19 protein-coding genes are annotated in these 17,760 nt (G+C 69.6%); 7 read left to right on the top strand and 12 right to left on the bottom strand.

What is annotated here, in order from left to right:
- Positions 1 to 57: 57 nt before the first annotated feature.
- The gene (locus OO71_RS08620; RefSeq protein WP_033289061.1) at positions 58 to 447 is read left to right on the top strand and encodes a histone-like nucleoid-structuring protein Lsr2; all 390 of its coding nucleotides are present in this window, start codon (positions 58 to 60) and stop codon (positions 445 to 447) included.
- Positions 448 to 595: 148 nt separating this feature from the next.
- On the top strand, positions 596 to 1,270 hold the full coding sequence (locus tag OO71_RS08615; protein WP_084144814.1) for a class I SAM-dependent methyltransferase: 675 nt from the start codon (positions 596 to 598) through the stop codon (positions 1,268 to 1,270).
- 191 nt (positions 1,271 to 1,461) lie between these two features.
- Here the strand turns inward: OO71_RS08615 and OO71_RS08610 are convergent, their stop codons facing one another.
- Together OO71_RS08610 and OO71_RS08605 are read right to left on the bottom strand one after the other, a co-directional pair.
- Positions 1,462 to 1,863 carry a hypothetical protein gene (locus OO71_RS08610; RefSeq protein WP_033289059.1) on the bottom strand — a complete coding sequence of 134 codons (402 nt, stop codon included), beginning with the start codon at positions 1,861 to 1,863 and terminating at the stop codon, positions 1,462 to 1,464.
- A gap of 47 nt (positions 1,864 to 1,910) precedes the next feature.
- A complete protein-coding gene (locus tag OO71_RS08605; protein ID WP_084144797.1) occupies positions 1,911 to 2,339 on the bottom strand; it encodes a winged helix-turn-helix transcriptional regulator in 429 nt (142 codons plus the stop codon).
- 73 nt (positions 2,340 to 2,412) lie between these two features.
- Here OO71_RS08605 and OO71_RS08600 point away from each other — a divergent pair, with 73 nt between their 5' ends.
- Entirely contained in the window at positions 2,413 to 3,339 is a 927-nt protein-coding gene (locus OO71_RS08600) for an NADP-dependent oxidoreductase (RefSeq protein ID WP_033289058.1), read from the top strand.
- Here the strand turns inward: OO71_RS08600 and OO71_RS08595 are convergent.
- Entirely contained in the window at positions 3,329 to 4,258 is a 930-nt protein-coding gene (locus OO71_RS08595) for a S1C family serine protease (RefSeq protein ID WP_033289057.1), read from the bottom strand. The two genes, OO71_RS08600 and OO71_RS08595, sit on opposite strands and share 11 nt — an antisense overlap.
- A 151-nt stretch (positions 4,259 to 4,409) precedes the next feature.
- On the opposite strand from OO71_RS08595, the gene OO71_RS08590 reads away from it, so the two are divergent.
- Positions 4,410 to 5,339: a threonine ammonia-lyase gene (locus OO71_RS08590; RefSeq protein WP_156096225.1), complete on the top strand. Its 930-nt coding sequence runs from the start codon at positions 4,410 to 4,412 to the stop codon at positions 5,337 to 5,339.
- A gap of 7 nt (positions 5,340 to 5,346) precedes the next feature.
- On the opposite strand, the gene OO71_RS08585 is transcribed toward OO71_RS08590, so the two are convergent.
- The 9 genes from OO71_RS08585 to OO71_RS08545 form a co-directional block, all read right to left on the bottom strand.
- The gene (locus OO71_RS08585; protein ID WP_162186051.1) at positions 5,347 to 6,396 is read right to left on the bottom strand and encodes an ABC transporter permease; all 1,050 of its coding nucleotides are present in this window, start codon (positions 6,394 to 6,396) and stop codon (positions 5,347 to 5,349) included.
- Between the two features lie 7 nt (positions 6,397 to 6,403).
- Positions 6,404 to 7,903 (bottom strand): sugar ABC transporter ATP-binding protein, encoded by a 1,500-nt coding sequence (locus tag OO71_RS08580; protein WP_033289055.1) that lies wholly within the window; start codon positions 7,901 to 7,903, stop codon positions 6,404 to 6,406.
- Entirely contained in the window at positions 7,900 to 9,036 is a 1,137-nt protein-coding gene (locus OO71_RS08575) for a sugar ABC transporter substrate-binding protein (RefSeq protein ID WP_033289054.1), read from the bottom strand. Before OO71_RS08575 ends, OO71_RS08580 begins: the two co-directional genes overlap by 4 nt.
- A 68-nt stretch (positions 9,037 to 9,104) precedes the next feature.
- Positions 9,105 to 9,854, bottom strand: coding sequence for a citryl-CoA lyase (locus tag OO71_RS08570; protein ID WP_033289053.1), 750 nt, complete (start codon positions 9,852 to 9,854; stop codon positions 9,105 to 9,107).
- A complete protein-coding gene (locus OO71_RS08565) occupies positions 9,847 to 11,358 on the bottom strand; it encodes a class I adenylate-forming enzyme family protein (protein WP_162186050.1) in 1,512 nt (503 codons plus the stop codon). The genes OO71_RS08570 and OO71_RS08565 overlap by 8 nt, the downstream gene beginning before the upstream one ends.
- Position 11,359: 1 nt before the next feature.
- On the bottom strand, positions 11,360 to 12,163 hold the full coding sequence (gene pcaD, locus OO71_RS08560) for a 3-oxoadipate enol-lactonase (protein WP_033289052.1): 804 nt from the start codon (positions 12,161 to 12,163) through the stop codon (positions 11,360 to 11,362).
- A gap of 16 nt (positions 12,164 to 12,179) precedes the next feature.
- The gene (locus tag OO71_RS08555) at positions 12,180 to 13,280 is read right to left on the bottom strand and encodes a mandelate racemase/muconate lactonizing enzyme family protein (protein ID WP_033289051.1); all 1,101 of its coding nucleotides are present in this window, start codon (positions 13,278 to 13,280) and stop codon (positions 12,180 to 12,182) included.
- A 10-nt stretch (positions 13,281 to 13,290) separates the two neighbouring features.
- A complete protein-coding gene (locus tag OO71_RS08550; protein ID WP_162186049.1) occupies positions 13,291 to 14,112 on the bottom strand; it encodes a dioxygenase family protein in 822 nt (273 codons plus the stop codon).
- 19 nt (positions 14,113 to 14,131) lie between these two features.
- Positions 14,132 to 14,461, bottom strand: coding sequence for a muconolactone Delta-isomerase family protein (locus OO71_RS08545; RefSeq protein WP_425388657.1), 330 nt, complete (start codon positions 14,459 to 14,461; stop codon positions 14,132 to 14,134).
- Positions 14,462 to 14,596: 135 nt separating this feature from the next.
- Between OO71_RS08545 and OO71_RS08540 the strand changes: the two genes are divergently transcribed.
- From OO71_RS08540 to OO71_RS08530, 3 genes are all read left to right on the top strand, one after another.
- Entirely contained in the window at positions 14,597 to 15,754 is a 1,158-nt protein-coding gene (locus OO71_RS08540; protein ID WP_033289049.1) for a CaiB/BaiF CoA transferase family protein, read from the top strand.
- Positions 15,755 to 15,848: 94 nt separating this feature from the next.
- Positions 15,849 to 17,138: a PucR family transcriptional regulator gene (locus OO71_RS08535; protein ID WP_033289048.1), complete on the top strand. Its 1,290-nt coding sequence runs from the start codon at positions 15,849 to 15,851 to the stop codon at positions 17,136 to 17,138.
- Positions 17,139 to 17,226: 88 nt separating this feature from the next.
- The gene (locus tag OO71_RS08530) at positions 17,227 to 17,757 is read left to right on the top strand and encodes a flavin reductase family protein (protein ID WP_063740023.1); all 531 of its coding nucleotides are present in this window, start codon (positions 17,227 to 17,229) and stop codon (positions 17,755 to 17,757) included.
- Positions 17,758 to 17,760: the final 3 nt, after the last annotated feature.

Raw genomic sequence — 17,760 nt, 5'->3', positions numbered from 1 at the left:
GGACGCACTGCTATGGTCTTCGGGACGCACGTTCGTTCCCAGGAGGAATCACCCGCCATGGCACAGAAAGTCCTCGTCGAAATGGTCGACGACCTCGACGGCACCGACGCCAGCCAGACCGTCCCCTTCGGACTCGACGGTGTCCAGTACGAAATCGACCTCTCCGACGCCAACGCCGCCGCTTTGCGCGACGAATTCGCCACCTTCATTGCCGCAGCCCGCCGCGTCGGCGGCCGCAAGACCACCGTCCGCGGCGCATCCACCGCGCCCACCGCCGAAGACCGCGAGCGCTCCAAGGCCATCCGCGCCTGGGCCGTCGACAACGGCTGGGCCGTAGCCGAACGCGGCCGCATTCCCGGCGAGGTCGTCAGCGCCTACGAAGAAAGCCAGAAAGAAGAAGCCGCACCCCGCCGCAAGCGCGGCGGGAAAAAGGCCACCGCAAAGTAGCGGATACCCCGGATCGGCAATTCTCCGAAGTGCCGATCCGGGGCTGTTCTCCTTCTCCGCGAAGGCGGCGGAACGCGTGGGCGAAACAGAGCTTTACGACGGAATCGGCACCGGATACTCGTGGGGACGGCGCACCGACCCGCGATGGATGTCCCCGATCCTCGCCGCGCTCGGCACCGCCCGCTCGATTGCCGACGTAGGCGCGGGTACCGGCTCCTACGAACCGCGCGATCGAACGGTGTTCGCGTTCGAACCGTCGGCCGGGATGATCCGGCAGCGGCCGCCCGGCGCCGGTCCCGCGGTGCGCGCAGTCGCCGAAGCCCTGCCCGTCCGGGATCGCGCCGTCGATGCCGCGCTCGCGGTGCTCACGGTGCACCACTGGACCGGCTGGCGAGCCGGGCTCGCCGAACTCCGCCGCATCGCGCCGCGGCAGGTGGTCGTTGCGTACGACACCCATCGGCACACCGAGTTCTGGTTCGTCCGAGAATACGTACCCGAGATCGCCGAACTGGAACGCATGCGGCCCTCCGCCGACGACATCGCCCACGAACTCGGCGCCGACACGGTCGTCCCATTGCCGCTGCCCTGGGACTTCACCGACGGAGTGTTCCCTGCCTACTGGCGCCGCCCGGCCGCCTACCTCGACCCGCGCGTCCGCCGCGCTTGCTCCGCACTCGCCCAGACCGACCCCGCCGCGGTCGGACGCGGGATTCGCCACCTCCGCCGCGACCTGGACAGCGGCCGATGGCACGAACGTCACCGCGATGTACTCGGCCTCGACCAGTGGGACGCCGGGTTCCGCCTCATCGTGTCGCACCGCTGACCACAGCGAGAAGACGCGCGCCCGCCGGTCCGAAGTGGACGGTCCGGGACGCGCGAAGGTCTGGCAACCGGCGGCGGCGGTACCCCGTCTGCGAAACATCCGGATCACTACGACGGAGGTCATCGCCCAGGCGCCGCCCGGAAAGGCGTTACAAGATCAGCAGCTGGTTGCGCTCATGCCCGGCAGCCGGGTCAGAACGGCGAGGTCGTGCAAGCAGGCGGGCCGAGTTCCTGCCATCCGGTGCCCACGCGGTGGAAGAACCGGAGACAGACCAGGCCGCCCTTTTTCACGTGGTACGAGCCCGGCGGGTCGATTGTCGTGCTCTGGCTGGTGGTCCGCGGTCCGGCCCATTTGTCCTTTCCGCTGAACACCTCGAAGAATCCGTAGATGTATCCCCCGCCGACCTGCATGGTCGCCAATTTCGACGCCTTGACGTAACCGAAGTATTCGGCGTCGCCCATGGTGTCGTTGCAGAAGTACTGTGTGCAGACCCGGCTGCTCGCGAAAGCGGGCGCACCCGAAGGCAGCACTGCCGCGAGCACCACGCTCGCCGCCACCACCACGGACCGGTACCCCGCACGGCTCACCGACATCGTCTCCCCCTCCGACGACGCACGCCCACCCCAGGCGGCGATCCCGGTTACCGTAGCGCCGGGCCGGGTTTTTGCCAACCGCCGGGATCGCCGGCTGAGTGACCACTGTGGACGGACGGACCCGGTTCGGTTCGGCGGCCGGTGTCGAGTGCCTCGAGGACGGCGTCGCCGTTCGTGTTCGCCCAGTCGGTCAGGACGCGGATCGGTTCGGTGAGCGTCGCGCCCAGTGGGGTGAGCTCGTACTCGACGCGGGGCGGCACCTCGGGATACGCGCGGCGGCGGACGAGCCCGTGCGCCTCGAGCCGGCGCAGCGTCTGGGTCAGCACCTTGCGGGAGATGCCGCCGATCAGGTCGACGAGCTCGCCGTGCCGTACCGGACCCCGGCTGAGCCCGGCGAGCACGACCACCGTCCATTTGTCGGCGATCAGCTCGACCGCCAGCCGCGCCGGGCAGTCGGCGAGAAAGGGACTGCTCATGGCACCAAAGGTACCTGGCGGTTCCTGTCGGGTCCCTAATCTGGGCGTTCTCCCACCCAGAACCAGGAGAGTCATGCGAGTCATCACGCAGGAGAAGCTCGGCGGTCCCGAAGTGCTCGGCTTGACCGACGCACCCGAGCCCCGGCCACTGCCCACCGAAGTCCTCGTCCGGGTCAAGGCAATCGGGCTGAACCCGCTGGAGGCGCGGCTGCGCGCCGGTGAGTTCCCGTTGCTCGGGCGGCCGCCGTTCGTCCTCGGCTGGGACGTCAGCGGCGTAGTCGAAAAGGCCATGACCTGGCGGTGGCGGCCCGGCGACGAAGTGTTCGGGATGCCGCTGTTCCCCCGGCCGGCGCACGCGTACGCCGAACTCGTTTCCGCCCCCGCGCTGCACCTGGTGCGCAAGCCGCCGTCGCTCACACACGTCGAAGCGGCGGCGTTGCCGGTGGTCGGGCTGACGGCGTGGCAAGGGCTCGTCGACCTCGGCGGCGTCACCGCGGGCGATCGCGTGCTGATCCACGGCGGTGGCGGCGGGGTCGGCCACGTCGCCATCCAGATCGCGAAAGCCCTTGGGGCGTATGTGATCACGACCGCGAGCAGGCGGGAGTTCGTCGAAGGACTCGGCGCCGACGAGGTGATCGACTACCGGAAAACCGACTTCGCGTCCGCAGTCGGCGACGTCGACCTCGTACTCGACACCCTCGGTGGCAACACCGCCGAACGCTCGCTCGCCGTACTCCGCCCCGGCGGCCATCTCGTCACCGCAGTGGCCGACGAGGACACCGCGCTCATCGCGAGGTTCGAAGCGGCCGGGATGCGGTTCAGCGGCATCGCGGTCGACCCCGATCCGGTTGCGCTGCGAGGTCTCGCCGACCTTGTCGAAGAGGGCAAGCTCCGGGTACACGTGCAGGAAACGTTCCCGTTCGACCGCATTGCCGACGCCCATCACGTCCTCGACGGCGGGCACCTGCAGGGCAAACTGGTGCTGACGCTCAGTCGGTGAGCTCCTCCGGGACCGCGATCACGTCGACCAGCGCGCCGCTGCGCAGCACCGTCACCTCCACCGGCTGCCCGATTGCGTCGGAGAAGAGGCGTTTCTGCAGGGATTGTGCGTCGCCGAGCTGGATTCCGTCGACGGCCAGGACCAGGTCGGCGGATTTCAGTCCGCTGTGGGCGGCCGGGCTGTTGCCGATCACCTCGACGATGCGCAACGCGGTGCGCTGCCCGAACCGTTCGGCCTGCACCGGGGTGAGCGGCGCCGGCGTGGTGACCAGGCCGAGGTACGCCCGGCGGACGCGGCCGTCGTGCATCAGGGCGTGGATGATCCGGTGCGTGGTGGCGTTGATCGGCACGGCCAGCCCGAGCCCGACGCCCGCGACCGCGGTGCTGATCCCCACGATCCGGCCGCGGCTGTCGGCCAGTGCGCCGCCGGAGTTGCCGGGGTTGAGGGCGGCGTCGGTCTGGATGACGTCCTCGATGAGCCGCGCGGCGGTCCTGGTGCGGACCGGCATGCTGCGGCCCAGGGCGCTGACCACCCCGGCGGTGACCGTCCCGGCCAGCCCGAGCGGGTTCCCGACCGCGACGACGAGCGAGCCGACCAGCAGCTGGTCCGCATCCCCGTAGTCGGGTGGCGCGGGTACCTCGCGGTCGGCCCGGACGACCGCGAGGTCCGACAGCGGGTCGCGGCCCACCACGTCGAACCGCGCGACCGTGCCGTCGGCGAACTCCGCCGTGCCGTGGTCCCCGGCTGCCACCACGTGCGCGTTGGTGACCAGGTGCGATTCGCCGGTCAGCACGACCGCCGATCCGGTGGACTCGCCCCGTGCCGAGGGGATGCTCAACGCCGCCACCCGCGGGGTGAGCTGGGCGGCCACCGACGTGACGATCGCCGAGTAGACATCCATGGCGTCGTTGTTCTCCATACCTGCGCAACGCGGTACGCAGGTGAACCGATCCCGCAGTTCACCGAGAGCGAACCCGGCGCCGATAAGGAAAACCCTCGTGCCGGTACGGGTTCCCGCGGCTGTTGGCTCGCACATCTTCGCGATAGCTTGAATCGGACATTCTGTGGAGGTGGCGGACCTGATTCCCAGCGAGCACCTCATCGAACAGGCGTCCCGGGTGGTGTACGACAACGCCTTGCGCACCCCGATCCTGCCGCTGCCCGGGACCGGTATCCGGATGAAAATGGAAGCGCTCCAGCCCACCGGTTCCTTCAAGATCCGTGGCGCCACCGCAGCGTTCCACTCCTTCACCGAGGAGAAACCGCTCGCCACGGTGAGTGCGGGGAACATGGGCAAAGCCGTCGCGTACCTTGCCGAACGCGCGGGGCGCCGCTGCATTGTGTACGCGCCGGAACATGCTCCCGAGGCCAAAATCTCCCCGATCCGGCAGGCCGGGGCCGAGGTGCAGCTTGTCTCGTACCAGGAATTGTGGGCGCTGGCCACGTCCGGCGAGTCCCCCGACCCAGGCGTGGACTTCATCCACCCGTTCCTGAACCCGCACGTCATCGCGGGTAACGCGACCATCGGCGGTGAGCTGTCCGGTGACCTCGACGTCGTCCTCGTGCCATGGGGCGGCGGTGGGCTCGCAATCGGCGTCGCAGCCGGGCTCAAGGCGAACGGGTCGAGCGCGCGGGTCTACGCCGTGGAGGTGACCACGGGCGCGCCGCTCACCGCCGCGTTCGCTGCCGGGCGGCCGGTCGAGGTGCCGTACCAGCCGAGTTTCGTGGACGGGATCGGGTCGGTTGCCGTGGTGGATGCGTCGTGGCAAGCGGCGCGTGAACTGCTTGACGGCGTGGTGACGGTGAGCCCTCAGGAAGCGGCCCGCGCGGTGCGCCGGGTTGCGGAGAGCTGCCATGTGATCGTGGAGGGCGCGGCGGGCTGCGCTGTGGCGGCGGGTGAGGATCCGCGGTTCGCCGGGGCCCGGGTGGTCGCTGTCGCTTCGGGTGGGAACCTCGATCTGTCGGTGCTGGGTCGTATTCTCGGCGGGGAACTGCTCTGACACCGGGTCACTTGTCGGGCAGCGCACCGCTCCAGTCGGGCGAGGCACGCCGGCGTGGGATCCATTTCGTGCTCAGGACCGCCGCGCTGACCGCGGCCAGAAGTGCGACCCCGTTGAAGAGGTCGGTCACCCACAGCTGGTTTCCCATGAGCTGCAAGCCCTTCACACCGATGGCGAGGAGCAGCAGGGCGATGACCATGCCCCACACGTTGAACCGGCCGGGTTTGACCTGGGTCGTGCCGAGGAAGCAGGCGGCGAAGCCCGGCAGGAGGTAGGCCGGGCCGAGGGTCGGGGCCACGTTGCCGATCTTGGCCGCCACCAGGATTCCGCCGACGGCGGCGAGCAGGGACGTGACCACGAACGAGCCGACGATGTACCGCTTGGTCCGCACGCCGGCGAGCCGGGCGGCCTCGGCGTTGGCGCCCACCGCGAAGGCGCGCCGGCCGAGTGGCGTGTGTTCCAGGACGTACCAGAGCACGATGCCCAGCAGCACGGCGTAGAACGCGATCACCGGGAAGCCGAGTACCTCGTGGTTGGCGATCTGCTGGAAACCGGCCGGGACCGGTCCGACGAACTGGAAGTTCGAGACGAGCTCCGCGATCGCCAGCAGGGCCGAGCTCATGCCCAGGGTCGCGACCAGGCTGTCGATGCCGATCACGGCGACGAAAGTGGCGTTCGCCAGTCCGATGCCGAGCGCCAGCAGCAGCGTGAGCACCACCGCGAGCAGCGGGCTCAGCTGATGGTTGACCATCAGCGCGCTGCACACCATCGCGCTCGTGCCGAGGTTCTGCGCGGCCGACAGGTCGAACTGCCCGACGGCGAGGGTGACGAGCGTGCCCAGTGCGAGCACCATCGTGACCGACTGGTCACCCGCAATGCTGGTGACCGTTGCCATGGTGGGAAAGGTGTCCGGCAGCCGGATCGAGAAGAACACTACGAAGGCGACGCAGAGCAGGAGGCCGCTGTAGCGCCCGAGCGGCAGGCGACCCAGTGCTTTCGCCATCCGGCCGGGACGAGACGGCGCTGGGGCCACGGCGAGCTGCTTTTCCACGGTCATCGAGTCCTCATTCCTCATCGGTGTCGCGGATCGTCTCGGTGAGGATCCGGGCGACGGACAGATCGCCCTTGGCCAGCTCGCAGCGGACGACGCCGTGCAGCATGACCAGGACGCGGTCGCACACGGCGCACAGCTCCTCGGCGTCGGACGACGACAGCACCACCGCACGGCCCTGCGCGGCGATTCCGGCGAGCACGTCGTAGATGGCGGCCTTGGCACCGGCGTCGACGCCGGCGGTCGGCTCGTCCAGCAGCAGGACGTCCGCGGCCATCCGGAGCCAGCGCGCCAGCACCAGCTTCTGCTGGTTGCCACCGCTGAGCAGGGACAGCTCCCGGTCGGGATCGGCCGGGGTCACGCCGAGGCGCTCGATCCACGGCCGTACCTCGTGCCGCTCCAGCCGGGCACCCAGCCAGCGGCCCGGACCTCGGAACGGCAGCCGGGGCAACGTGACGTTCTCGCGTGCGGTCCACTTCGGAATCGTCGACAGGCGCTTGCGATCGGCCGGGACATAACCGATTCCGGCTTCGATCGCCCGGTCGGGACGGCCCGGCGGCACCGGTTTCCCGCGCAGCCGCACGTCGCCGGTGCCGCGGTTCCGGGCACCGAAGGTCAGCCCGAGAGCCTGGTCGTACCCGGAGCCGATCAGGCCCGCGACGCCGACGATCTCCCCGGCCCGGATCGCCGCCGAGAACCCCGCGACCTGATCACCGGCAACCCCCGAGATCTCCAGCAGTACCTCGGTTCCCGCCACGGGAAGAGGCGGGGCGAACTGCGCCGGCTCACGTCCGATGATCAGCCGGACCAGCTCGTCGTGGTCGACGCCGCCGACCGGCTGCGTGGTGATCCGCCTGCCGTCGCGGAGCACGGTGACCTGGTCCCCGAGCTGGAACACCTCACGCAGCCGATGCGTCACGTAGAGAACCGCGGTCCCCTGGTCCCGCAACCGCCGGACGAGCGCGAAGAGCTGCTCGACCTGGTGCTGGGGCAAGGACGCGGTCGGCTCGTCGAGTACGAGCAGCGTGGGTGCGCTGCCGGTCGCCGCCACTGCCCGCACGATGGCGAGCATGGTCTGCTCGCCGGGAGTGGCCGCCGACAACGGACGCCGGGGGTCGATGTCGATTTCGTACTCGGCCAGCAGCGCGGCCGCCGCTTTCCGTTCCCGCCGCGGCGAAACCCACCACGTGCTCGAGTAGCTCGACCCGAGCGCCAGATTGTCGACAGCATCGAGCTCGGTCACCAAGGCGAGGTCCTGGTGGATGAACGCGACGCCTTGCGCGCGTGCGGCCGCGCTGCCGAGCGGGAACGGCTCGCCGTTGAGCGTCGCTCGCGATCCCGGGTCCGGCGCGTGGTATCCGGCGAGAATCTTGATCAAGGTCGACTTGCCGCACCCGTTCTGCCCGAGCAGGCAGTGCACCTCACCGGCCCGCAGTTCGAGGTCGACGTTGTCCAGTGCCTTCTGCGCCGGGAAGGTCTTCGACAGCGCATCGACGGTCAGGACGGTGCTCATCCGACGTGCCAGGCGCGGTGATAGGCCTGTGCATAGTCCGGCGGCTCCGGCTGCGCACCGGTCGGCGGCACGGTGTCCTTGACGAAAATCTGCTGCCATCCGGCGACGTTCGCGCGGTCGCCGAGCGGAAGGCCCATCATCAGCCGGACCAGCGAATCGACGGCCCGGTAGCCGCACGCGGCGAGCTCGATCGCGACCGACGCCCACTCCTTGCCGGACTTGACGGCGCCGAGCGTGGCGGAGTTCGCGGCCCGGCTGATCACCTTGACCTTGCCGAGCAGGCCGGCCGCCTGAAGCGCCTCGTTCAGGCCGGCGTTGTAGTTCACCATGCCGAGCGCGACGTACGGGGTGTCCGGATGTGCTTGGAGGTAACTGACGATCTGTGCCGGTACCGTCTTGCCGATCCCGGCGAGCGCAGCCTCGAGCACGTCCGGTGTGCCGCCGGCGCTCGAGATCGCGTCGTCGAAGGCCTTCTTCATCGGGCTCCAGCCGTCCCGGAACGACGGATCCCAGACGAACACCGCCTTGGCCGGTGCGCCCGCATCGGCGACCACCGCGGCACCCATCAGCCGTCCGCTCATGGCCAGGTCCTTCGAACCCAGTACGACCCCTTGGACCGCGCCACCGGCGCCCACCGCCTCCCCGAGCGGCGCGATCTCGACGATCTTCGTTCCCGCCGCCTTGAGCTTGTCCAGCTGGGCCTGCACCGAGGAGTCCGGCAACACCGGCACATAGGCGAGGGCATCCGGCGGGTTCGCGGCCACCTGGTTCATCACCGACACGTAGCTCTGCGGCGTGCTGTCGTCCTGCAGGACGGTGACCTTCCAGCCCAGCTTCTCCGCGGCGGCCACCGCACCGTCCGACGTCGACTTGCAGACCGGGAAATTGCACGTGATCACGGAAAAGTTCTTGCCGGTCGGCGCCGGCGAGGGCAGCTCGGGAACGGCCTCGGCCGGACGCGGCTTGCGGTACTCGTCGTAGGTGGCCTTGGCGTCGGCGATCGCCTGCTGCTCGGCACCGCTCAGCGAGCCGGACTTGTCACTGCCGCCGGCGTTGCCACCGCATGCTGCGAGCACGAGGCAGAGCACGGCGCCGACCGCGGCCGCCGCTGCCTTCCGGGACTTCGGGAACATGTTGTCTCTCTTCGGTCAGTGAGCGACATGCGCTCGGAATTGGTGCCGGCAAGTCGAAAAGCCGCGTGCTACCTCGGATCCACGTACTGCGCGTGCCGATCGACCGCGTCGTACAGCCGGAGCCCGATCGGGTCGCGGATCTCTTCGGCGATCTGCCCCAGCAACCCGGCTGCCCGCGCCACGAGCGCGAAGCCGCGGATGATTCCCGGGTCGAAACCCAGGTCGGCGAGCGCCGCGCCGCACGAGCCTGCTCCGTTGATCGGGAGTTTCCGGCCGGTCAGTTCGCTGTGCGCGGCAGCGACGGCGCGGAGCAGGCGCAAATGCGGCCCGAGCGTTCCGGTCTCTTCGGCGAGGGCGTAGATCACCGGGGTGCGCGGGTCACCGTCTTTGTGCACCGGGTGGCCGAGGCCGGGAATCCGCGGGTGCCGCTGCACGAGCGCCCGCGCCACCTCGGCATGCGGCTCGTCGGCACGGAGGCCCTCGGCAAGGAATCGCGCCGCGTCCTCGACCACCCCGAGAAAGCGCGAGCCGCCACCGAGGATTCCGGCCGCCATGGCGCCCTGGATGGACTCGGGTGCGCTCGTCAGGGTCAGGCGGGCGGCCAGGACGGTCGGGGTCAGTCCGTGATCGGCGAGCGCGACGAGCACCGCGCCGAACATCCGGCTCTCCCCCTGCGTCGGCCGCCGCAGTGCGACCAGCCAGAACGCGAGGTCACTGAACGAGACTTCGCCCATCAGTTCGTGCGGCAAATCCTTGCCCAGCAAGCGGATGGAATCGAGGGTCGAGACCCCGATGCTGGTCCGATAGGTCTCAGGCATGGGCTTCTCCGATGGTGGTGGCCAGGTCGTGCTCGGCGCCCTCGGTGGGGAGCCGGTGCTTCGCGACGCGTCCGGTCGGGGTGTAGGGAAGGTCGTCCACGAACTGCCAGAACCGCGGGATCTTGAACGCGGCAAGGCGCAGGCCGAGCCGGGCGGCCAGGTCCGCCGGAGTGGCCACCGCGCCGGGAACCAGCCGCACGAAAGCCTTGACCTCCTCCTCGAACGGACCGGCGGGTACCCCGGCCACGGCGCAGTCCAGCACTTCGGGACAAGCCCGCAAGGCCTCTTCGACCTCGCCCGGGGACAGGTTTTCGCCCCGGCGGCGGATGACCTCCTTGAGCCGCGCGACGAAGGTGTACGTCCCGTCTTCGTTCTCCGTGACGAGATCCCCGGTACGCACCCAGCCGTCCTGGAAGGTTGCCGCAGTCTCCTCGGGCAGGCCGTAATAGCCCGTGGCGACGGCGGGATTACGCAGCAGCAGCTCGCCTTGCTGTCCCGGAGCACAGTCCGCTCCCTGCGGATCGACGACTCGCGCCTGGTTGACCGCACCGAGAGTGGGGTGCTGACGCAGGTGTCCCAACGTGCCGAACGGCCGGGTGCCCCTGCGCCAGGAAAGTCCGTAAAGGCTCTCCGACAGGCCGTACCCGCACACCAGCTCGATGCCGAGCCGCTTCTCGATCTCGCGGTGCCGCGCTGCGTCCGGAGCCGGGGCGGAGTAACAACTGCGCAGCGGCGAGCCGGCATCGGGCTCTTGCGCCATCAGGAATTCCAGCATCGCGCCGACTGCGTTGAAGGACGTCGCACCATGGCGCCGGGCCGATTCGAGGAACGTCGAGGCCGAGAACCGCGGCAGTAGTACCAGACCGGCGCCGCAGGCCAGCGAGCCCATCGTCGAGTACGCCAGCGCATTGGTGTGGAACAACGGCAGGGCCGTCATCAGCCGGTCGGTGGAATCGAGGCCCATCCAGAACGGGAAACCCTCTCCGGCTAGCACGTACGCCCGATGCGTCTGCATCACCAGCTTGGCCCGGCCGGTCGTGCCCGAAGTCGGGATCATGATCGCCACGTCCGATTCGTCGACCGGGTACGGCGGGTCATCGCCAAGGTCCACCGCAGCGCTGGTCAAGTCTTCGAGGAGCAACGCCGTTGCCTGCACGCGCCGGACAGTGCCGATCGCTTCGGCGTCGGCGACGAAGCGCACCTCACCCCGCAACTGGTGCAGCAGGCCGGAAAGCTCGGCGGCCGTGCTCCGCGGATCGGTCGGCACGGCGATCGCGCCCAGGGTGGTCGCGGCCAGGATGACCAGGAGGTGCTGCGGTGTCGACCGGGCCGTGATCACCAGCGGCTGACCGGGTCGCACGCCGAGCTCTTCGAGCCGCCGGGCCAGCGCGGCCACCTGCCGCCACGCGGCGGCAAAGGAGAGCTCGATTTCGTCGGTGCGAAGCCAGATCCGGTCCTGGTGCTCTCGGGCCGCGGCGGCGAGGAGAGCGGGAATGGTACGCACGTCAGCCTTCCCGGCCGGCACTCGTTGCGGCCAGTACCTGCCGCGTGATCTCCGCGTTGACGATGTCCGGCCGCTCGACGTTGACCAGGTGGGAAGTGCCGGGCACGAGGACGAACCGAGCGTCGCCGATCCCCGTCGCGATGGCCCGGACCATGTCCGCCGGAGTGGCCGGATCCTCCGCCCCGGCAATCACCGTGGTGGGCACGGTGATCTCGGAGAGCCGGCTCCGCAGGTCGAACTGCCCGATCGCCTCGCAACTGCCCGCGTACCCTTCCCGCGGCACGGTCCGGAGCATGTCGAGCAGCCATTCGGCCGTGGCGGGCTCGCGCTGCGCGAACTCGGGGGTGTACCAGGCGCCGCACCGGGATTCGAGCAGGAAACCGGTGCCATCGGTGCGCACTCGCGCCGCGCGATCCGGCCAGCCCGCCGGATCGTGGAAGCGCGCGGCCGACGAGCAGATGACGAGCGACTCAACCCGGCCGGGTTCGTGCACCCCCAGCCATTGCGCGATGGCTCCGCCGATCGAGACCCCGACGTAACTGAACCGGTCGACCCCGAGATCGTCAAGCAGCGCAACGACATCCGCCGCCATCTCCCCGATCGTGTAAGGGCCGGGCGGAACCGCCGAACCGCCGTGCCCGCGCAGATCGTGGCGGATCACCCGGAACTGCTGCGCGAGAGCCAATTGCGGCTCGAACAGGCCGAGCGTCGTGCCGAGCGAGGGGCCGAATACGACGACGGGGGCGTCCGGCGGACCGTCGTCCCGGTAGCCGAGCGGCGACGGTTTCGGTCGTGGTGCGTCCACAGCGGATTCTCCTGCGCTAGTCCTGATCACATCGGTAGTGCTGCAATTTCGGCTCGTCGATCTCGATCCCGATCCCGGGCACCCCCGGCACCGTCATCCGCCCGTGCTCGATCGCCGGGGCCGCCGCGATGTCGTCGGCGAGTTCGAGGTGGTAGCCCAGTTCCGCGCCGCGCTTCGAGGTGCCCGGATACGCGGCGGCGAACGCGAGGGCGCTGAGCGCGCCGAGGGCACCGTCCATCTGGCTGCCCACCACCACGCCGGTCCCGAGCCCCTCGCACAGCCCGGCAATGCGGGCGGACTCGGTGAACCCGGTGCGCGCCACCTTGATGCTGACCAGCTGGGCGTGCCCGTCGAGCACCTCGCGGGCGACCTCTCCCAGCCGCGTGACGCTCTCGTCGGCCAGCACCGGGATCGGGCTCGTACCGGCCACCCACCGGCGGGCCAGCGGGTGAAAGGCCGGCGTGGGCTCCTCGATCATGGTGATGCCGGTTTCCTGCATCACCGGCAGGAGCCGGATCGCCTCGTCGGGCGTCCAGCCCTTGTTCGCGTCGACATAGATCTCGGCGCCGTCGCCCAGCGCCGAGCGGACCGTCCGCATCGCTTTGGTGTCGACCACGGGGTCCTTTCCGGTCTTGATCTTGAAGATCCCGATTCCGTGGCGGTCTCGCATCCGCAGCGCCTCCTCGCCCATTGCTTCGGGAACCTCGGCGAAGATGATGTGCACGACGGGGACGGATTCGGTGAACGCGCCGAGCAGCTGGTGACAGGATTTCCCGAGCGCCTTGCCGAGCACGTCCCAGATCGCCAGGTCCACGGCACTGCGTGCGGTGTGGTTGTACCGCAGCCAGCGGAGGGAATCCCGCACGCGCTCGCGGGCGAACGGGTCCGTGCCGAGCACGGCGGGGGCGATCCAGGAATCGATTGCCTTGACGATGGATTCCTGGGATTCGCCGTAGGTGAAGGGACGCGCGGGCGCCTCGGCGTGCCCGACGATGCCGTCGTCGGTCGTCACCCGGACCAGCACGTGGTCCGCGCGAGACAAGGTGCCGTGGGCGAACGCGGACGGCCGGCGCAACGGGATGGAGAACGGAATCGCCTCCACGGCAGCGATTTTCACGACGGCACGGTCATTTCCGCGCGCGGGGCAGCCGGAACTCGTACGACGCCGCAAAACAGGTCCGCTCTCCGGGGAGGAGGTCCGTGCGCTCTTCCAGGCCGAGTACGAGTTCGGGTTTGACTGCCCCGGCGATGTCGGAGTCGAGGTAGGGGTCGGTGTCGAAGTACAGCTGGGTGGTGAGCGACTCGAAGCCCGGGGCCGAGGTGATGAGGTGCAGGTGCGCGGGCCGGAAGGCGTGCCAGCCCACCGCGGTCAGCAGTGCCCCGGTCGGCCCCGCGGTCGGGATCTCGTACGGCACCGGCACGATGGTGCGGACCTGGTACGCCCCGTTCTCGTCGGCCGTCAGGCGTGCCCGGAGGTTGAACTCCGGCGGCAGCTCCCGCCCGTCCGGGTACGGGATGCCGGAGTAGGTGCCCTGTGCGTCGCTCTGCCAGATCTCGACCTGCGCATGCGGGATCGGGGTCCGGTCGGGCGCGGTGACGGTGCCGGAGAACACGAGAACATCGCCCGGTTCACCGGCCCGCATCGGCATCACGAACGGCGGTTCGAGCACGGGCGCGCCGGGAAGGAAGAACGGCCCCTCGATCGCCCCGGGGCTGCCGTCGCGGGCATTCGAGTCGGCCTCCTCGACGGTCGCCTCGAAAAACACGTCGGCAAACAGCGGCCATTCGCCGGCCTGGCCGAGATTGACCAGGTATTCCTTGGCCATCGTGTATTCGCAGTAGGTGACCTCGTATTTGGCGAGGACACTGCGAATACCGTCCATGAGTTCCGCGACGATGGCCGCCCCGCGGTTTTCCCGGGGCAGTGCTCGTCCACTGATCTTCGTCACCGAGTCCCTCATTTCCGATTCAGTCCACTTTGGACGGGTGGGTGGCCAGCGCCGTGACCGTGATGTCGAGATACGGGAACATCGGCAGCGAGGCCAGGATTTCGTGCAACCGGTCGACGCTGCCGACCTCGAACACGCTCACGTTCGCAAACCGCCCGGCGACCCGCCACAGCTCCCGCCAGCACCCTTCCCGCTGCAGCTCCACGGCCCGGGCCTTCTCCCGCGCCAGCAGATCGGCCACGACGGCCGGGTCGAGTCCCGCGGGAACGGTCACCTCCATGTGCGCAAGAAACAACACGTGAGCACTACCTTTCGGGATGTCCGGGCACCGGCCCGGCGAAGTTCGCATCAGCTTTCCGCGCCGCGGCAAAGACGTCTATCCATTCCGCGCAACCGGAATGGCCAAGACACGCACCCGGTCCGGCCGCCCGGGAAATCGTGCGAGGCTGGCAATTCCGATCAGTGCGGAAAACCTGGAGCAGGCATGCCCTTTCTACCCCTTCGGGGAATCACGGTCGTCTCGCTCGAACAAGCGGTGGCGGCGCCGTTCGCCACGCGGCAGCTGGCCGATCTCGGCGCCAGGGTGATCAAGGTGGAGCGACCGGATTCCGGGGACAGCGCGCGAGGCTACGACACGAGCGTGCACGGCCTGTCGAGTTACTTCGTCTGGCTCAACCGGAACAAGGAGTCGCTGGTGCTCGACCTCAAAAGCGACGGCGGCAAGGAGATCTTGACCCGGCTCGTCGCCGAGGCCGACGTGGTCGTGCAGAACCTGGCCCCGGGCGCGGCCGACCGGCTCGGCGTCGGTTCGGCCGGACTCACCGCCCGCTTCCCCGGCCTGATCACGTGCGACATCTCCGGGTACGGCACCGGCGGTCCGTACTCCGCCAAGAAGGCGTACGACCTTCTCATCCAATGCGAGGCCGGGCTGCTTTCGGTGACGGGTACGCCGGAGCATCCCGCCAAGGCAGGGATTTCCATCGCCGACATCGCCACCGGGATGTACGCCTACACCGGGATCTTGTCCGCCGTGCTGCACAAGCAGCAGACCGGGCATGGGGCACGGCTGGAGGTGTCGATGCTCGAGGCGCTCGGCGAGTGGATGATGCACCCGCTGCTCTACACGACGTACGGCGGTGCCGAGCCCGCCCGCGCCGGGGCCAGCCACGCGACCATCGCCCCGTACGGGCCGTTCGCCTGCGCCGACGGCGTCGTACTCACCGTGGGGCTGCAGAACGAGCGCGAGTGGGACCGGTTCTGCCGGATCGTCCTCGCCCGGCCCGACCTGGCAAGCGATCCGCGGTTTGCCGGTAACCACCAGCGCGTCGCGCATCGGCAAGCGCTGGACGACTGCGTCCGCTCGGCCTTCGCCGCGATGGACTCCGAGCTTGCCCGCGCCAAGCTGGACAAGGCCGCGATCGCCTTCGCCGAGCAACGCAGTATCCGGGACTTCGCAGCGCATCCGCAACTGGCGGCGCGGGCACGGTGGGAGCAGGTCGAGACTTCCGCCGGCCCGTTCGATGCGTTGCTCCCGCCGGTGACGGTCGCGGGCTGGCGGCCGCCTCTCGGCTCGGTACCGGATCTCGGCACGCACACCGACGCGATCGTGGCCTGGCTGCAGAACACCACCGCGGACAACTAGCGCGGACCGGTTGCCGACGCGGGTTTTCCCGGTTACGGTCCGGCGATGACCCGGCAGGGGGTGCGGACATCTCAGGCTGGGAAGGGAGCATCCGGTGGGAAGTCGGATCGAACAGCACTGGACCGACGCACTCGACGCCACCGACCCGGATCTGCGCAGCTGGCTGGCTCCGGACGAAGTCCGCCTCCGGAGCCCCGGCCTCGGCGAGGCTCCGGTCCGCTGGGCGATGCAGGTCGGGGCCGAGCTCGCGAGGAGCCTCGCGGCGGAGACACCCGCGCTCGGCGCTCTCGGCGACGGGTCCACGGTGTTCCCCGCCGCCATGCAGGAATCGGTCTTGCTGTCCCTTGAGACGATCCGGGCCGGTTCGGTGGTTCACGGTCTCCTCGGTGACCGGGGCCGCGAGCTCGTAAACCTCAGCGCGGCGGCCGATATCCCGCTGCCGTCGGTGCTCGCCTCGGTGCATCGCGGGCACGCCATGGTCGTCGAGCGGTTGATGGCGGAGTGCCGGCGGCTCACGTCCACCCGCGTCCTCGCCGACCGGCTCGACGCGGTCTGGAAGTTCGGGTTCCTCTTCTCCGACTCTCTCGGCGAAGAGCTGACCAAGCTGTATGCGGACGAGCTGGAGCGCAGGCTCGACCCCGACGACGCCCGCCGGGTCCTGATCGAGGACGTGCTCGCCGGGCGCAGCCACGGCCTGGCCGAGATCGCCCAAAAGCTGCGCTACGACCTCGCCTACCGGCAGCACGTCGGCATCGTGGTGTGGACCGACGGCGGCCGTGACCTGCCGGCCGGCGAGCTTCGCCGGATCGCGTCGGGATTCCTGGCCCGGTTCGGGTTCGCGCAGCAGCTGTACCTCGCGCACGAGGGCAACGACTACCTGCGCGGGTGGGGAAATCGCCGCCAGCCCTTCGCGCTGCCCCCAGACCTCGAAGCGCCTCCTGCCGTGCGGATCGCGCTGGGCGGGGTGGCCGAAGGAATCGCCGGGTTCCGGCAGACCATGGCCGAGGCCACCCAGGCGCGGTTGCTGTCGATCACCCTGCCCGGGTTGCGGGACCGCCCGGTGATCCCGTTTGCCGACGTCCGGCTCCTCGGGCTGCTCGGGACCGACCCGCGCAGTGTCCGGAAATTCGTCGAGGCCGAGCTGGGCGCGCTGGCCGTGCCGGAGCACGCCGTCCTGCTGGAAACCCTTGCGGCATACCTGGACTCCCACAGCCCCCAGGTCGTGGCCAGGCAGCTGCACATTGCGCGCAACACCGTCGCGTATCGGCTCCGGCGAGCCGAGGAACTCCTCGGCAGGCCGATCACCGAACGGCAGGTGGAGCTGCGGGTCGCGCTGCTGATGCAGCACGCCTTGCACCGCCCGTTGCCGCCGGCGGACGGCTGACCACCTGCGCAAAATGCGCAACGGACGGCGCCATACTCTGTGAATGCAGGGCAAGCGCGGCTCGCCGGAGCGAGCTTAGCGTCAGGCAATGCACACAGACACCTCGCAGCGAACCGGCCTCTCCGGGGTGAGTCCCGGCGGACCGGACCACCGCCGGTTACGCCGCAGCCTCGGCCAGTTCGCCACCGGCGTCACGGTCGTCACCTACGAACTCGACGGCGCAGCACGGGGAATCACGGTGAACTCGTTCACCTCCGTGTCGATGGACCCGCCGCTGGTCCTCGTGTCCCTCGCCTTGACTTCGAAGGCGGCGCAGGCGCTGGACCGCTCCGGCTTCGTCGTCAACATCCTGGCCGCCGAACAAGAAGCCGTCGCCAAGCAGTTCTGCGGCACCAGCGCGGATTCCCCGGCGGCGCAGTGGGAAACGGACTGCCGGATCCCCCGGCTGGCCGGCACGGTCGCCTGGATCGAGTGCGAACCGCACACGCGCACCAACGCCGGGGATCACGTGCTGGTGCTGGGGCGAGTCGTCGACCACCTGACCTACGACCGCGACGCACTCGTGTTCCAGTCCGGCCGTTACCGCTCGCTTCCGCCGGAACCCGGGTCCGGCGACTAGCTC

Source organism: Amycolatopsis jejuensis, from assembly GCF_000717335.1.
GTDB classification, from domain to species: Bacteria; Actinomycetota; Actinomycetes; order Mycobacteriales; family Pseudonocardiaceae; genus Amycolatopsis; species Amycolatopsis jejuensis.
This window is presented reverse-complemented; position numbering and strand designations above follow the sequence as displayed.

Coding starts and splice junctions, on each gene's coding strand:
- OO71_RS08620 (WP_033289061.1), top strand. CDS start 58: ATGGCACAGAAAGTCCTCGTCGAAATGGTCGACGACCTCGACGGCACC.
- OO71_RS08585 (WP_162186051.1), bottom strand. CDS start 6,396: ATGACCGTGGAAAAGCAGCTCGCCGTGGCCCCAGCGCCGTCTCGTCCC.
- OO71_RS08570 (WP_033289053.1), bottom strand. CDS start 9,854: ATGCCTGAGACCTATCGGACCAGCATCGGGGTCTCGACCCTCGATTCC.
- OO71_RS08530 (WP_063740023.1), top strand. CDS start 17,227: ATGCACACAGACACCTCGCAGCGAACCGGCCTCTCCGGGGTGAGTCCC.
- OO71_RS08540 (WP_033289049.1), top strand. CDS start 14,597: ATGCCCTTTCTACCCCTTCGGGGAATCACGGTCGTCTCGCTCGAACAA.
- OO71_RS08575 (WP_033289054.1), bottom strand. CDS start 9,036: ATGTTCCCGAAGTCCCGGAAGGCAGCGGCGGCCGCGGTCGGCGCCGTG.
- OO71_RS08580 (WP_033289055.1), bottom strand. CDS start 7,903: ATGAGCACCGTCCTGACCGTCGATGCGCTGTCGAAGACCTTCCCGGCG.
- OO71_RS08610 (WP_033289059.1), bottom strand. CDS start 1,863: ATGTCGGTGAGCCGTGCGGGGTACCGGTCCGTGGTGGTGGCGGCGAGC.
- OO71_RS08545 (WP_425388657.1), bottom strand. CDS start 14,461: ATGCGAACTTCGCCGGGCCGGTGCCCGGACATCCCGAAAGGTAGTGCT.
- OO71_RS08605 (WP_084144797.1), bottom strand. CDS start 2,339: ATGAGCAGTCCCTTTCTCGCCGACTGCCCGGCGCGGCTGGCGGTCGAG.
- OO71_RS08595 (WP_033289057.1), bottom strand. CDS start 4,258: ATGGAGAACAACGACGCCATGGATGTCTACTCGGCGATCGTCACGTCG.
- OO71_RS08615 (WP_084144814.1), top strand. CDS start 596: ATGTCCCCGATCCTCGCCGCGCTCGGCACCGCCCGCTCGATTGCCGAC.
- OO71_RS08600 (WP_033289058.1), top strand. CDS start 2,413: ATGCGAGTCATCACGCAGGAGAAGCTCGGCGGTCCCGAAGTGCTCGGC.